We start from the raw sequence: 15,339 nt of genomic DNA, 5'->3' as shown, positions 1-15,339 counted from the left end.
TGTGCACATTCACTATAAGCAAAATCCGAGGAATTTTCCGCCGTTTATTCACATAAGTAAAATCCAGGCCCTAAATCTCATACTCAGCGTCTGGACGCGCAACCGACACTTCCCCACCAAACGCACTGCGTGCATCGGCGAGCGCCTTCTCTACGCTCGTCCACGGTTGCAAATGAGTGAGGACAAGCGTGCCGTTCTCAGTGAACCGAGCACCGACGTCGGCGGCTCGAGAAGCGAGCTGCCCCGCACGAATGCCCGTCATATGCACGCCGCGCACCGTATCACGGCCCTCTTCGAACGCAGCTTCAGCCAGTACGAAATCCGCTTCCGACGCCGCCGCCACCAGTTCGTCGTTCAAGTCCGAATCGCCCGTGTACAGTGCACGTCCCCCGCCCACGCGATCCTCAACGCGGATCGAAACCGCTGGCACCGTATGCCACGCGGCTGAAAATGCAAGATCGAGCCCAGCAATACTCACGGTGTCTCCCGGAGCGACCACATGGAAATCGAACTCGGGTGAATAATCCTCACACGCGGAATCATCAGCGAGTTGCTGAAGACGCGCACCAGCATCCGCAGGCGCATACACGGGAATCGGCGTGCCGGGCGCCGCCGGATGCCAGCGGCGATACACGTGCATCGCCGCGAGATCGGCACAGTGATCTGCGTGCAGGTGGCTGAGCACAATCGCGTCGAGCGAAAGCGGATCAATATGATTTTGAAGGTTGCCGATAGTTCCGGCGCCCAGATCAAGAAGAATCGAACCTCCGCCCTGCCCCCGCACGAGATACGAGGATGCCGCCGACGTCGGCCCCGACATCGATCCCGAACAACCAATCACTGTGAGCTTCATGCGCGTTCCTCCGTGTGAGAGATTTGCGTTGCCCCTGTCACTTCTGGCCCCAAGAAGCGCCGTGCGAGGCGTCCAAAATCTTGGGGGTCGCCTGTTGCCATGAACTGGTAGTTCGGCTCGGGGGCGTCAGCGAGCATACCGTTCGCAATGAGGGTGCGGTAAACGTCTTTCGCGGTCTCTTCCGCACTCGACACCAAGGTTACGTCCTCCCCCATCACGTACGAGATGACACCCGTCAACAGCGGATAGTGCGTGCAGCCCAAGACGAGCGTGTCTACACCGGCGTCGCGAACAGGCTCCAAATACTCTTGCGCGGCGGCGAGAACCTCAGCCCCGGCAGTCACCCCCTGCTCCACAAACTCAACGAAAGCTGGGCACGCCTTCATGGTCAAGCGCACGTCAACTGCCGCCGCGAAAGCATCCGCGTACGCACCCGAACCGATCGTGCCTTGAGTGCCAATCACCCCGATGTGACGGTTCCTTGTCGAGGCCATCGCCCTGCGCACGGCAGGTTGAATCACTTCGATCACGGGGATGCCTGCCCGCTGATAGCGCTCGCGTGCGTCGTGGAGAACGGCCGACGAGGCCGTATTACATGCGATCACCAGCATCTTCACGCCTTGATCCACAAGCTGGTCCATCACGCCCAGCGCCAGCTCGCGTACCTGTGCAATCGGGCGCGGGCCATACGGCGCGTATTTCGTATCACCGATGTAGCTGATCGATTCGCCAGGCAGCTGATCGATAATCGCACGGGCCACGGTGAGCCCGCCGAGCCCGGAATCGAACACGCCAATGGGTGCGTTGTTCATCGACGCGCCTCCTTCGAACGTACGGACGCTACGAGCGATTCCTGCCACCATGTGGCCATCGCGTAGAGAACAGCCATCATGTCTTCTGGAGTTTCGACCTCGGGCACGTTGTCGGTGAGCCGAGAATACTGTGTGGTGAACATGCCGGCGCGTTCGAAAATTTCAGTGGCGGCCTCGTCGGAATCGATTTCGAGGCGGGTGGCAAGAACAAGGCGAATGTCGTTGAGGGAGGCGAGCCAGGACGGGGCGTCCTCGTTCGACACCCATACACGGTCTCCGATCCCCATCGCGGTGGCGCCCGGATTTTGCGGAGTCTCGATCGCACGCAGTTGCATATAGAACGTGGTGAGGTTTTCGATCTTCGCTCCCGCGATCGAATCCTCCGTCAGCGACCTCAGTGTGTGTGCAGATTCAGGGTTCTCGCTCATGTCCGGGAAGAGTGCTTCCATCGCAGGGTCGACGGGTAAGCCATCTTCGTAACTGGAGGGCCCGACGTCGACGGCAGAGTGGGCAGCTTCCTCCACTCCCGCGAGCTCCAACTCGAGCGCATCGAAAAGATCGGCTTCGGGATCCGAGGGCCGTTGCTCGACTTCTTCGCGGCGCTCAACCTCGCGCCGAATGTCGGATCCCATGATGAGAACGAGATCGCGTGCGAGCGAGGCGAGCATGGTGCGCTCGTCCTCGGTGGCGCGTGCCTCGTATCCCCCGCGCGCGGGGCGGAAAGCCATCATTGCTCGTCCTCCTCGATCGTGGCACGCAGGCCGTACGTGTGCATGGCAGTGGCGTCTTTCTCCATCGCCTCACGGCTACCGTGCGAAACAATCGCGCGCCCGCGGTGGTGCACACGAAGCATGCATTTGTATGCAGTTTCCACATCCATTGTGAAGTAGGATTCGAACACCCATTGAACGTAGCCCATCAGGTTCACGGGATCGTTATGCACGACGGTGCGCCAGCCGGTTGCCTTGCTTGGCACGGCCGTCGCGTTTTCTTCAGGTTTGACGATGTTGGTATTTTCTGTGGGCACGGCGTAATTCTACCCAAGATTTGGCGCGTGTCCGGTACGCCAACAGCGCATTCACCCACATTTTGAGCGGTTTTTCTCCTAAAAAGTATGCGCGGTCACACGATGAGCACTACCGTAGTGCCTATGACCACACATTCGACGGCGTTGCTCACCGATATGTACGAGCTGACGATGCTGGACTCGGCAATTCACTCGGGGACGGCTTTTCGTGAATCTGTTTTTGAAGTTTTTGGCCGCCGATTGGGCGGCGGGCGCCGTTACGGCGTTGTTGCTGGCACAGCTCGCGTGCTTGACGCAGTGGAGAACTTCCGTTTCGACCCGGAAGAGATCGAGTACCTGCGCGAGCAGGGTTTCCTTTCGCAAGAGACTCTCGATTTCCTCGCGAACTATCGTTTCTCTGGTTCGATTTACGGCTATGCGGAGGGCGAGTGCTATTTTCCGAATTCTCCAATTTTGACGGTGAAGGGCACGTTCGCTGAGGCGTGCATCCTTGAGACGGTGCTGCTGTCGATCCTGAATTACGATTCTGCGGTGGCGACGGCGGCGTCGCGTATGACGACGGCGGCCCACGACCGTCCGTGCCTGGACATGGGTGCCCGCCGTGCCCACGAAGTGGCCGCAGTTGCGGCCGCTCGCGCTGCGATCATCGGAGGCTTTACGGGCACGTCCAACCTTGAGGCTGCCCGCCAGTATGGGATCAAGCCGATTGGCACGGCGGCTCACTCGTTTACGCTTCTTCACGATTCGGAGGAGGAAGCGTTCGCTGCTCAGATCGCAACCATGGGCACGAGCACGACGTTGCTGGTCGATACATACAACGTCACAGCTGGAGTAGAGAAGGCCGTTAAGGCGGCCCGCGACGCCGGTGGCGAGCTTGGCGCTGTGCGCCTGGATTCTGGTGATCTGGTGGCACAGGCGTTCACAGTACGCACACAACTCGATAATCTTGGCGCAACGTCCACGAAGATCACAGTAACCTCCGATCTGGACGAGTACGCGATCGCCGCGCTTGGTGCCGCTCCCGTGGATTCGTACGGCGTCGGCACGAAGCTAGTCACCGGTTCCGGGCACCCGACGGCGGGGCTCGTCTACAAGCTGGTTGCTCGCGAGAACACGGACGGCACGTGGAAGGAAGTCGCAAAGAAATCGGACCACAAGGCGTCGGTTGGGGGCCTCAAGGTAGCCGGCCGCCGTCACGACGAAACAGGCCGTGCAGTGGAGGAAGTCGTGGTCTCTGCGCGCGATTACCAGCAGGGGCTCGACTACCTGGCCTCGCAACACGCCCGTCCGCTCCAGGTGCCTCTGATCGAAAACGGCGTGATCAATGAAAAGTACCGCGAGGCGGATTCGCTGGCGCTTGCCGCTGAGCGTCACCGTAATTCTCGCGCTGCTCTCCCCTACGCCGCATGGCGCCTGTCCGAGGGCGAGCCGGGAATCCCCACCCGCCTGGAGGATATCTTCGACGGCGACGAGGAGTAAACCTCACACCCTGCTGCCGCCCGGCATTTCCATACGCTCCTGTTGGAACTTCGTCTTGAAGCCGCGCATGACGGCGGGGCCTGCGGACGACAGTGTTTGTGCAGCAGCGGGGCGCGGACGGATTTTGAACTGTCCCCGCCCCGCTGCTGCACAATGATTATTTTCGTCCAACGAACCACCGCTGAATCTTAAGGATCCTCGCCTCGATCTGTTCGAGGGATGCGCGCGCCACGTCCGGGCCGCCAGTGGCTTTGCGTAGATCGGTGTGGATGAGCGCGTGCGGGCGGCCTGTCTTTGCCGCGAAGGCGGCCACAAGCTTGGAAAGCTCCTTGCGCTTTTCCCTTCGCTTACGCGAATCCATCACTGGGCTGGGGCCATCGCCGCGTTTCTTCGATGCCGCCGCCTGCTCAGCCTGATGCTGGCGCAACAGCTGCGTTACTTCAGCTGGATCAAGCAGGCCAGGAATCCCCAAGAAATCTGCTTCTTCGTCTGAGCCAACCTCAGCCCACTGGCCGAAGTCCGCCCCGTCGAACACGACGCGATCAAACGTCACATCTGAAGAGAGTGCCTGGTAGCCCGGTCCATCGACCTCGTCGGAGGCTGTTTCCTCACGGTTCGCCTGCGCAAGCTCGTCGTCATTCCAGCCGTCCGGATTGTCTTTCTTGATGAGTGCGTGATCACGTTCCTTCTCTAGCTGGCCTGCCAGCCCGAGGAGCACCTCAACGGAGGGAAGAAACACCGACGCCGTCTCTCCGCGCTTACGCGCCCGCACGAAACGTCCGATCGCCTGTGCGAAGAACAACGGAGTAGATGTGGAGGTGGCGTACACGCCCACGCATAGGCGCGGAACGTCCACGCCCTCCGAGACCATACGAACCGCTACCATCCAACGCTTCGTATTCGCCGAGAACTCGGCGATCTTATCCGACGCCGTCGCGTCATCCGACAGCACCACCGTGGTGGCCTCGCCGCAAATCTGCTCGAGGATCGCAGCGTACGCACGGGCAGTCTTGTGATCCGTAGCGATCACCAGCCCACCGGCGTCGGGAACGCCCTTGCGCACAACCGTCAGGCGATCGTCAGCGGCAGCGAGAACCGCACGGATCCAATCACCGCTCGGATCGAGTGCCGTGCGCCATGCGAGCGCTGTGATGTCTTTCGTCGATACCTCACCGAGCGTGGATTGGTATACCTCACCGTGTTTGGTCTGCCAGGTCATCTCGCCTGAATACGACATGAAGATCACCGGACGCACGACACCGTCGTGCAAGGCATTGCCGTATCCATACGAATAATCCGCGCGCGAACGCAAAATGCCATCAGTGTCGGGCTCGTAGGTAACAAACGGGATCTGCGAGGTATCCGAGCGAAACGGCGTTCCTGTGAGCGACAGGCGGTGAACCGCCGGAGAAAATGCCACACGGATCGCGTCACCCCACGAGAGGTTATCGCCACCGTGGTGCACCTCGTCCAAGATTACCATCGTCTTCTTCGCGGAGGTTCGGTGCCGGTGCATCATCGGCGCGCGCGCCACCTGCGCATACGTCAGGCACACGCCGTTAAACGAGCGCCCAAGCCCGCTCTGCGAATTCGAAAAATCCGGATCCAGCTGGATACCCACGCGCGCCGCAGCCTCGGCCCACTGATACTTCAAATGTTCCGTGGGGCACACCACCGTGAGCTCTGTGGCCTCACCGCGTGCCATCATCTCCACGGCCACACGCAGAGCAAACGTGGTTTTACCAGCGCCCGGTGTCGCCACCGCAAGGAAATCCTGCGGCATCTGGTTCAAATACTGCTCCAGCGCCTCCGCCTGCCAAGCGCGCAGACTCCCTGCCGTACCCCAAGCAGCGCGCTGGGGATACGAGGGAGAAAGGTTTTCAGCTGAGAAGAGTGAGGGCTGGCTTTGACGCCCGCCGCTCACTGCTCACCCGGAACGTTCGGGCCGAACGGCCACGAGGAATCCCCTCCGCCGTTCTTCATCGATTCGTAGATCGCTTTGCACGTGGGACACACTGGGTAACGATCGGGGTTACGCATCGGGGTCCAGACTTTGCCACACAGCGCGACAACAGGGCGCCCTTCCACGGCCGAGCGCATGATCTTGTCTTTACGAACGTAGTGGGCGTATCGCTCGTTATCGCCGGGCTCAACCTCCTCGCGGACCTCCTCGAGAACCGCAGTGCCGCCGGCAGATTCGGGCTGCCCCGGATCCGGGTAGCCAGGCTGAGATGGACCAAACGAAGGAGTAGTGAACATGGACCTATTCTAATTCCGCTCCCCCGCGATGCCCAGACCCAGCAGGCGGGGATTCACCACACTCGCATGGAAAAGGGAGGCGCCTAAGCGCCTCCCTTTTCCGAAGTACTATCTCCGAGTAGGCATAAACGCCACCTCGGAGTGATCAATCACTTGGTGACAGCCTTCTTCAGGTTCGAACCAGCCGAGATCTTCACGCCGTAGCCAGCCGGGATCTGGATCTCTTCGCCGGTGCGGGGGTTGCGGCCCTTGCGAGCAGCACGCTCGGTGCGCTCCACGGACATGAGGCCGGTGATCTTCACCGAATCGCCCTTGGCGAGAGCCTCAACGAGGACGGTCTGGAGGGCCGAGATGGCCTTATCGGCGTCGGTCTTGGTCAGGCCGGCCTCTTCGGCGATCTTTGCAATAAGCTCAGTGCGGTTGAGGGACATTGTTTTCCTCTCGATAAAACGGATATGTCTGACGGGTTCGGATGAACCGCTAAGTAAAAACCTAACGGATATGCGGGCAAAACGGCGACTTTTCGGGCGTGTTGCACGAAATTCGCAAAATTCTTTCCACGTTTTGATCCTTTTTACTCTCGCTTCGTCACATTCGCAACAGTTGCTAGATCGCAACGAGAAGGTAGACGAAGATGATTTTCACGATAATTCCGAACGCAAACAGCGCAGCATAACCCGATTCAATGCGCTCATCGTTGACCTTGCCCTGTGCATAGGCAAGGATCGCTGGCTGACCAAGGATGCCCGCCATGGCGCCAGCAGTGCGTTGCGCCGACAGACCGAGGAATTTGCCCGCCAATGCAGTGAGCACAAGAACAACGACGGCGATCGCGAGACCAAGAAGGCCCCCTCGTAGTCCTTCCGGCGTGAATGCAGTCCGCGCGAAGGCCGGGCCGGACGAGATACCCACGGCGGCCAGGAAGAGGAGCAAGCCAAGCTGACGGATCGTCAGGTTTGCGGCCATTGGGAACTGCCACACGACCGGACCCGTTCGCTGGAGATAGCCAAGAATCATGCCCACAACAAGAGGTCCCGCAGCAGCACCGAGGGAGAAGGTACTCCCACCCGGAAGCGTGAACTGCACCATGCCGAGCAAAAGGCCAAGGACCATACCCAGCCCCATCGGGATCGCGTCGACCTCAGAAATGGAGCGCACAGAGTTGCCGAAGAAAGAATTCAACGCGTCAAACTCACGGCGCGGGAACGCCACGAGAACGCGATCTCCGAGTTCAAGGTGCATGTCGTCGGCTGCGAGCATCTCGATGTCGCCACGGTGAATACGCGTGATCACACCACCAAAGCGGCCTCCCACGTTAAGCTCAACGACGCTACGTCCCGCCAGATCGTCGTTGGACACGAGGAACTGGCGGAAATCAACCGTCGAGCGATCGTCCGCTAGGTGAGACGGGACAACCTCGCCGAGAGCATCAACAGCTGCATCGACGTCGGCTGCCATGCCAACCACCACCACGCGATCACCCTCCACAAACTCTTCACCGGGCGAAATCACGCGCACGGAGTCGCCGCGCTGCAGATACGACAGCCGCACCTGCTGTTCCTTCCAGCCGGGAACGTCGCGGACCGGCATGGCACGATGGACAATGGCTGTAACGGCCGAGAGGTGATCTCCGGCGCGCGACGGAACATCGTTCTTTTCGTTCCACTTCTGACCCACCACGATCGCGACGGCAATGATCGCAACAATCACACCCATCGGATACCCAAGCGCGTAGCCCACGCCAGGGGCGTCTTTGTTCGTGGCGGCGTCAGTTGCAGCGGCGAGCGCCGGCGTGGTGGTCATGGAACCAGCAAAAACGCCGATTCCCAGATCACGCGAGAGGCCAAGCAGATTTCCGAGGAACACCACAACCGCGCCGCCGATGCCGAGAACTAGCACAGACGAAAAGATGAACTTCGCCTGACGGCGCAGATCCGAGAAGAAAGTTTGCCCTGCACTGATGCCCACCATATAGACGAACAGGCCAAGCCCAAGACTTTGCACAAGACCGAGAGTCTTCCCCATCTCTGGCACAAAGTTGCCAACAAGCAGGCCGACAAAGAGTGCGCCAGCCGCGCCGAGCTTGAGCGGCCCGAACGGAACCATTCCAAGGAGCGCGCCGAGTGTGACCACGAGAAAGACGGTCAAAAGCGGCTGCGCCGAAAGTAGCTCTATCAACGTATTCCTTTCAGTTATGCGGCTGTGACCAGCCGAAGAATGATGCGGGTGGCGAGCTCCATCGACCCGACGGGAAGGAACTCGTGAAACGAGTGGAAGTTATGTGCGCCAGTGAAAAAATTTGGCGTGAAAAGCCCCTGTGTGGAGAAGTAGGATCCATCGGTTCCGCCTCTCATCGGTGTGGGTTTCGGCTCGACACCGACGTACTCGAACGCCTCAAGGAGGCGGGTGAGCCCGGCCCGATTTTCCTCCGTCATCGAGTCGGCAATATTCGCGTACGTATCTTCGAGGACGAGTTCGACGCGGGCGCGCGGCTCTCGTCGTGCAATTTCATCGACGACGGCGGCGATCCGGGATTTCTTCTCTTCGTAGCCCTGACGGGAGTGGTCACGAATATTGAGGGTGAGGGACGCGTGGGATTGCACGGCATCCATCTCCTGAACCCAGATATATCCCTCGCGCCCCTCAGTATTCTCGGGAGTTTCAGCTCGATTGAAAGAGTTGGCGATGTCGATGGCAATCAGGAGGGGATTGACGAGCACGCCCTTCGCGCTCATCGGGTGGGCGGCCACGCCGTCGATCTCAATGCGCGCATAGCCAGCGTTGAACGTTTCCCACACCACTTCGCCGATCGGTCCACAATCGAGCGTGTACGCGAAATCGGGGTTAAAGCGGCTCATATCGAGCACTTTCGCACCGCGCAGTCCGATCTCTTCGTCGGGGACGAAGGCGATCTGAACTTCTCCGTGAGGAAAATCGCCAAGTCGGCCAAACGCCGTCATCAGCTCGGCGATTGCCGCTTTGTCATCAGCGCCGAGCACGGACGTCCCGTCGGTTGTGATCACGGTGTCGCCCACATACCGCTCCAGCTCGGGGAAATCCGCAACTGAGAGGGGTCCGCGTCCAAGATCGATGTCACCACCCGCATAGTCGTGTACCTGTGCGTTGACGCGCGGCGAGAGCCCGACGTCGGCAGTATCAACATGCGCACAGAAACCCACCGACGGGCCGGTACCCGTTGCGGGGAAGACGGCGGTGAGGCAGGCGTGCTCATCGACATGAATACGTTTGGCACCAAGCTCAGCCAGTTCAGCTTCGAGTAGGCGGATCATCTCCCACTGCCCACTGCTGGACGGTACCTCGGTAGCCTTTGCGTTCGATTGCGATTCAATCGCGCTGTAGCGCATGAATCGCTCAATTAGTTCTTCCCTCACGGTTAAATGGTAGGACCGCGCCTGCAACCGCACCGCGCCCAGAGGCAGGTTTAACGCAACGTCACACAAAAATCGCCTGCACGCACACCATATAGGTGAGCGTTCCCACAATAACAGACAGCGATGTGTTGCGCTTCCACAGGTGAACGCCGATCGTCACGGCGAGGGCGATTACAGTGGGCGCGACCGAGCCGACCGACGTCGGCGAGACATGACGCACCATAAACACAACGAGCGCGCTCATCACGGCGATCGGGAGAACCGAACCGAGGTATTCAACCCAGGCGGGGACTTCTCGCCCGCGGAAAACGACGAATGGAAACGCACGTAGCGCAACTGTAATTGCACCGCAGATCGCGATAATCGTCAGGGCTCCCCAGGTACTCATCGCGCGGCCTCCTCGATAAGCCCGCGAAGCGCAAGCAAACCGACGAGCGCCAAGAGGAGTGCGGGAAGAAGAAAGTTCTCGCGGCCAAAGAAAACCCACGCGACTGCGCTGGCAGCTACGGCAACGACTGCAGGAATCACGGTTCCGAGTTGACGGATCTGATCCATCGCGATGACAACAAAGAGTGCAGTCAGGGAAAACTCGAGCCCGGTGGAATCGAACGGAAGCGCAGCACCAAGAACTCCCCCAAGAACTGCGGAGAACACCCAGTAGAAGTAGGTGAGCCCGGAGTAGACGAGACGAATCAGACGCTCGTCCCCACGCGCGTGCCGGTAGGAGGCGTGGAGCGCGAAGTTTTCGTCCGTGAGTGTGTAGATCAGGAACGCCTGGGCACGCGGGCCGAAGCTTCGGAACTTGCGCAAGAACGGAAGCCCGTAGAACATATGGCGAGAATTCAACAGGAAAGCCATCAGAGCAACAGTACCGAGCGTGAAACCACCACCCAGGAACACCACAACAAGATACTCGAGTGAACCGGCGTAGACCACAGCGGCAGACAGCCCAGCCCATTGTGGCCCCCAGCCTGATTTTGCCATGAGCACGCCGAAGCCCATGCCGAGCGGAAGGTAGGCGAGGAAGATCGGCCACGAAATTTTGGCGGCGATTCCGATGGATTCGCGGCGCGACGCCGGCGCCGCGGTTTGCTGCTCCTCAGTTCCGTTTTCTTCGATCAACGAGTTCTACCTCCCACGCACTCACATCTTCTTCAATCATCGTCTTGACCTCTGCAAGGGTGACCTCGCCCCCACGTACGAGAAAGTCAAACACACCTCCTTCCTCGATTGAAGAAAAGCCCGCATAGTGGAATCCATGGCGCAGGTAGAAGCGTTCGCGGGCGCTCCGTTGCTCCGGGTTTGGTGCGTGTGGGTCGGTGAGAGTTTCGAGCTCAAGGATCTGGCGATGGTGTGGGAATTGACGCTGATAATAATCAAGGATTGAGCCACCCGCTCCTTTTCCGCGTCGCTCAGGAGATGCGGCAAGGAAAACCACGTAGAGGATGTCTGCATCACTCATTGTCAGTGTGGCGCCAAGGAAACCTGCAGCATCGTGAAAAGCGGTTGCTCGCACTTTCCCTTCCACGATGAGAGGGAAAAGTTCTTCCTCTGGGACAAGTTCTGCTTCCGGGAATGCCTCATGGTAGAGAGCGCGAGCCTGGAGAGCAAAAGGCGAATCAAAGGAGGTGATATCTGACGCATTGATGTCCATGCCACCGAGGATACCAGCGCGTTCCCCCTGGTTGAGTACGAGTTTTTACATTACATTCAAAAATATTCGTTTACCGATGTTTTCGCAGGTCATCACAAATGATCGGGTTCTCAGGACTTTTCGACATCATCCTGCTAGGCTGATCACGCTTATACCTTCACTCATTCACATAAGCACTCATCATAGTCACACAAACTTCACAGATTATTTTGAGTTTTTCGCAACCATGAAAGAGAAACACAATGAAATATCAGCTCACTGGAGCCGCTGCGGCTTGCACATTTGCCGTTTCTTCACTTTTAGTGGCGGCACCGGCTAACGCCTACCCGTACACTTCCAGCACACGCACATACGTTTCCACCGACCACTCATACACGGCACGTTCAGCTTCGTTGAGTGTCCTCAAAGCCGCTCTCGATCGCGCTGAACGCGAATACGTTCAGGCCGTTTATCAGGCCAAGCGAATCTCACTCACAACGCCAAGCACATGGGAGATCCAGCGCGCCACGGCAATCGCCAACGCAAAGGCAGATGCGCTGGCAGCCGCCGAGAGCGGCCTTTCAAAAGCTAAGGCGAAGCTTTCGGCCAGCGAATCAGCACTGAAGGAGGCGAAAGCTGCTCTTACTGTAGCGAAGAACGCCCAGGACGCTGCCCAGACAGCAGCGAACAAGAAGGAAGCCGACTATCGCACGGGAGAGGAAGGTCAGCAGTATAACCGTAGTCTTCTGGAGAAGATCGCTTCTGCACACGAGCTCACTGATGGCGAGAAAGAAGCACTCAAGGCATCTACTGGCCTGGCGAAAAAGAGCGTCCACCTCGGTTTCGAGCTGATTCCTCTGCGTGCTGAGGTCAGCAAGGCAAAGGCTGCACTTCGCGAAGCCGAAGAAGCACTCGAAGCCGCTCTGGCTCCCGAGGGCGCAACACAACCTGCGCCGGCTGAGACAACGTCCGCTCCCGCCGATGTTCCCCCTGCTCCCCCGCTCCCTGGAGCAGTCCCGCCGGCGCCGCCTCTCCCCGGCGCATCTACGCCGAAGGCCTCCGCCCCCAAGAAGACGATGACAGCCGCCCAAGCGCGCGTAGCCATCGAGCAGGCGAAGGATGCACTTGCTGCGGCAGAGAAGAAATTCGCTGCGACACAGGCCGAATACGAGGCCGCCGTCGAGGCAACAGACGAGGCCAACAACATCCTCAACACTTTCGCATCCCCTAACTCGCGTGAGATCTGGGAGAAGTACATCCAGGCACACATTGCACGGGCCGAACCAGAACTTGCCAAACTACGCGTAGCCACCCAGGAAGCCTCCGCTGTTCTTGCTCAAGCTGGTAAGGGTGTCAAGAATGCCCAAGATCGTGTTTCCCGAGCGGAACTCGCGTACGAGGATGCGGCATACAGCGTCGATCTCGCCCAGCAGTCGGTAAAGGCCACCTCGGAGCGCGCCCAGCAGGCGCGGCATGCGGTGGCTACGGCCAAGGAATCCCGAGCCAAGCTCGCAGATGCGATCAAGCGTACCAACGCAGCCCAGGCTCGTTACGAGGCCGCGAAGCGTGCCTACGCTGAGGCATTCCGCGCACAGCAGCGCCCAGCATTCTGGCAGCTCCGCCAGCAGTCGAGCTACAACGCATTCATCGTTTACGCAATGCCTTACGCCTTCTGATCACAGAAGGAAGAGTTGGGGGCCACCGGTTTCCCGGTGGCCCCCAACTCTTATTTCTTCACCTAAGCGATCGGCACCTATTACTCAAAGCGACGACGCCCAGTGATCATTACACCGGCGCTCAGAGCAAGCAATGCCAGAATTCCCATCGCCCCTACCGACGCACCAGTAAACGGTAGCTTGGTTCGCGGCGCTGGCTGACTCGGCGTAGAGCCCGGCTGACTCGGAGTCGACAACGGGGTCGGGGTCTCCGACGGGGTCGGGGTCTCCGACGGGGTCGGGGTCTCCGACGGGGTCGGGGTCTCCGACGGGGTCGGGGTCTCCGACGGGGTCGGGGTCTCCGACGGGGTCGGGGTCTCCGACGGGGTCGGTGACCCCGAGTAGGTCACAATACGCGTATCTTCCTCAGTGGTCTCACCACTGTTGGAACCCGACATCCCTGGCTGGGTGTCCTCAGTAAAATCGATGACCCCACCGCCACCGATCTCGATCCACGGGACCTGCGAATCTTCTTCGGTGGTCTGTCCACCATTCGAACCAGAATCACCCGGCTGGGTATCTTCGGTGAAATCCACGAAGTTACCGCCACCGGCAATAGGCGTATCCGAGGGAGTCGGCGTCGGAGTATCCGACGGAGTCGGAGTCGGCGTCGGAGTATCCGACGGAGTCGGAGTCGGCGTCGGAGTATCCGACGGAGTCGGCGTCGGAGTATCCGACGGAGTCGGCGTCGGAGTATCCGACGGAGTCGGCGTCGGAGTATCCGACGGAGTCGGCGTCGGAGTATCCGACGGAGTCGGCGTCGGAGTATCCGACGGAGTCGGCGTCGGAGTCGGCTTGCTCGTCCAGGAGAGCGTCACGTCGGTTTTCGCGCGCGCCTCGGCCGGCTGCATCAGAAATACGTTCTGGCCCGCAAAGAGACCACCACTCTTCAGGGGCTGAGTGGGGATAAGAATCTTGCCGTTGAAAACCTTGCTTTTCACGGTTGCAGTGATCAGAGCCTCACCCTTGGTTGTCTCCCCCCGAGCATCCACATACACCTGCTGCCCAGGCTTGACTTCAGCCGGGTTAATCTTCACACCATACTTGTCGGTCAAAGGAAGATTCGGAGACACTTCAAGCGACGCGCTCTCGGCATTCTCGATTGAAACAGTGACTGGACCAGCCAGCTCCCCTGCCTCGAACGGCACAGTGGCTTTCGAGAGCGAAACATGCGGCTGCGTGAGCTCGGAGAGCTCGATACCCGTGTTCTGCTGCCCAATCAACGCCTCGTACAGCTTCGCCATGCGCTCGCCGTTCTCCGCCTTCACAACCGGAAGATTACGCTCGATCGCCGAGCGGACTTCATCGGCATCCGTATTCTCGAGCCAGTGCGGATGATCGGCAAGATTATCCGCATCTGGAATTGCGCGCGACTTCGTCATGTCGACATCGAAGCCATCGGTGAAATGCCAAATCGCAGCTTGTGTTGCTGCAATCGCCTGCTTCTCAGTTAAGTTCGGCAACTGATACTTCGTGCGCACCTGCTCAAGAGCGAGTGTTGGGTACGAGTTCTGCGAAATCCACGCAACCTTTTTCTGGACTTCTTCTTCCTTGAAGTGGTTGGCCGCACTCTTTCGAATAGGCTCGTAAGACTTGGCGTCCACCGTGTAGGTGGTGGCCTTGCCATAAATTACAGGCTCGCTTGCCTCGATGCAGTAAGCGCGCAGGATCTGATCCGTTCCGTTGACTACCTTAAAGAGGCTCGTAAAAAAGTACCGCTGATAGTTCGGGTACTTGGGTAATGGAGTGACCGCGAGGACATACGAATAGTCATTCTCCGTTTTTCCGCAATGTGATACTGCTGCGTGTCAGCAGGCGCGGCTTGGACCGGGCTGACGAATGTTGCACCAACGCCGCCCACCAACGCCGCACCGACAGCGCCAGTCAACGCTCTTTTACTGAATCTGCGTAGTGAACTCACAAGATTCCTTTCCATCGAATTGTGAAACTCTTTTCACCAGTTATTTCTCGAGTGTTTTGCTCGGTTGCAGATAAGCGCCGCACTCGATAACAAGCAGGTTTTGAAAAGAGTTTCACCCATTATATGACACCCACATATCAATTCGACTCGAAAACGGATTTTGCTCCAAAATTGGGGCGCAACGCACGAGTGAAACTCTCCTAGTGCGATCAACCTCACTACTACATGAGAACGCTACTCATTTTTGT

Annotated in this window: 15 protein-coding genes; 2 read left to right on the top strand and 13 right to left on the bottom strand. The window is 59.0% G+C overall.

Annotation, left to right across the window (positions count from 1 at the left end; genetic code table 11):
* Positions 1-70: 70 nt before the first annotated feature.
* The 4 genes from P8A24_RS03405 to clpS are packed head-to-tail and all read right to left on the bottom strand — an operon-like array spanning position 71 to position 2,692.
* Positions 71-853 (bottom strand): MBL fold metallo-hydrolase, encoded by a 783-nt coding sequence (locus P8A24_RS03405; protein WP_278059752.1) that lies wholly within the window; start codon positions 851-853, stop codon positions 71-73.
* Positions 850-1,665, bottom strand: coding sequence for a glutamate racemase (murI, locus tag P8A24_RS03400; protein WP_278059750.1), 816 nt, complete (start codon positions 1,663-1,665; stop codon positions 850-852). Before murI ends, P8A24_RS03405 begins: the two co-directional genes overlap by 4 nt.
* A complete protein-coding gene (locus P8A24_RS03395) occupies positions 1,662-2,396 on the bottom strand; it encodes a DUF2017 family protein (RefSeq protein WP_278059748.1) in 735 nt (244 codons plus the stop codon). Before P8A24_RS03395 ends, murI begins: the two co-directional genes overlap by 4 nt.
* Entirely contained in the window at positions 2,393-2,692 is a 300-nt protein-coding gene (gene clpS / locus P8A24_RS03390) for an ATP-dependent Clp protease adapter ClpS (RefSeq protein ID WP_370870601.1), read from the bottom strand. Before clpS ends, P8A24_RS03395 begins: the two co-directional genes overlap by 4 nt.
* Positions 2,693-2,815: 123 nt before the next feature.
* Between clpS and P8A24_RS03385 the strand changes: the two genes are divergently transcribed.
* Positions 2,816-4,171, top strand: a complete 1,356-nt coding sequence (locus tag P8A24_RS03385) for a nicotinate phosphoribosyltransferase (protein ID WP_278059746.1) — start codon at positions 2,816-2,818, stop codon at positions 4,169-4,171.
* A gap of 157 nt (positions 4,172-4,328) precedes the next feature.
* Here the strand turns inward: P8A24_RS03385 and P8A24_RS03380 are convergent, their stop codons facing one another.
* The 8 genes from P8A24_RS03380 to P8A24_RS03345 all read right to left on the bottom strand — a co-directional run bounded on the left by P8A24_RS03380 (position 4,329) and on the right by P8A24_RS03345 (position 11,476).
* On the bottom strand, positions 4,329-6,095 hold the full coding sequence (locus P8A24_RS03380; RefSeq protein ID WP_278059744.1) for a DEAD/DEAH box helicase: 1,767 nt from the start codon (positions 6,093-6,095) through the stop codon (positions 4,329-4,331).
* Positions 6,092-6,430: a DUF3039 domain-containing protein gene (locus tag P8A24_RS03375; protein ID WP_278059741.1), complete on the bottom strand. Its 339-nt coding sequence runs from the start codon at positions 6,428-6,430 to the stop codon at positions 6,092-6,094. Before P8A24_RS03375 ends, P8A24_RS03380 begins: the two co-directional genes overlap by 4 nt.
* Before the next feature lie 149 nt (positions 6,431-6,579).
* A complete protein-coding gene (locus P8A24_RS03370) occupies positions 6,580-6,861 on the bottom strand; it encodes an HU family DNA-binding protein (protein ID WP_278059738.1) in 282 nt (93 codons plus the stop codon).
* 175 nt (positions 6,862-7,036) lie between these two features.
* On the bottom strand, positions 7,037-8,608 hold the full coding sequence (locus tag P8A24_RS03365; protein ID WP_278059737.1) for an aspartate:alanine exchanger family transporter: 1,572 nt from the start codon (positions 8,606-8,608) through the stop codon (positions 7,037-7,039).
* Between the two features lie 14 nt (positions 8,609-8,622).
* The gene (gene pepT / locus P8A24_RS03360) at positions 8,623-9,822 is read right to left on the bottom strand and encodes a peptidase T (protein WP_278059735.1); all 1,200 of its coding nucleotides are present in this window, start codon (positions 9,820-9,822) and stop codon (positions 8,623-8,625) included.
* 61 nt (positions 9,823-9,883) lie between these two features.
* The gene (locus tag P8A24_RS03355) at positions 9,884-10,210 is read right to left on the bottom strand and encodes a branched-chain amino acid transporter permease (protein WP_278059732.1); all 327 of its coding nucleotides are present in this window, start codon (positions 10,208-10,210) and stop codon (positions 9,884-9,886) included.
* Complete coding sequence (locus P8A24_RS03350; RefSeq protein ID WP_278059730.1) at positions 10,207-10,944, bottom strand: AzlC family ABC transporter permease; 738 nt, start codon at positions 10,942-10,944, stop codon at positions 10,207-10,209. The genes P8A24_RS03355 and P8A24_RS03350 overlap by 4 nt, the downstream gene beginning before the upstream one ends.
* Positions 10,922-11,476 (bottom strand): GNAT family N-acetyltransferase, encoded by a 555-nt coding sequence (locus P8A24_RS03345; RefSeq protein ID WP_278059728.1) that lies wholly within the window; start codon positions 11,474-11,476, stop codon positions 10,922-10,924. The genes P8A24_RS03350 and P8A24_RS03345 overlap by 23 nt, the downstream gene beginning before the upstream one ends.
* Positions 11,477-11,718: 242 nt before the next feature.
* Here P8A24_RS03345 and P8A24_RS03340 point away from each other — a divergent pair, with 242 nt between their 5' ends.
* Positions 11,719-13,131 carry a hypothetical protein gene (locus P8A24_RS03340; RefSeq protein ID WP_278059726.1) on the top strand — a complete coding sequence of 471 codons (1,413 nt, stop codon included), beginning with the start codon at positions 11,719-11,721 and terminating at the stop codon, positions 13,129-13,131.
* 80 nt (positions 13,132-13,211) lie between these two features.
* On the opposite strand, the gene P8A24_RS03335 is transcribed toward P8A24_RS03340, so the two are convergent.
* Positions 13,212-14,822 (bottom strand): fibronectin-binding protein, encoded by a 1,611-nt coding sequence (locus P8A24_RS03335; RefSeq protein WP_278060180.1) that lies wholly within the window; start codon positions 14,820-14,822, stop codon positions 13,212-13,214.
* Between the last annotated feature and the right edge of the window lie 517 nt (positions 14,823-15,339).

Source organism: Arcanobacterium wilhelmae (genome assembly GCF_029632765.1).
Lineage (GTDB): Bacteria > Actinomycetota > Actinomycetes > Actinomycetales > Actinomycetaceae > Arcanobacterium > Arcanobacterium wilhelmae.
Note: the sequence above shows the minus strand (reverse complement) of the source record. Positions and strands in the feature narration are given on the sequence as shown.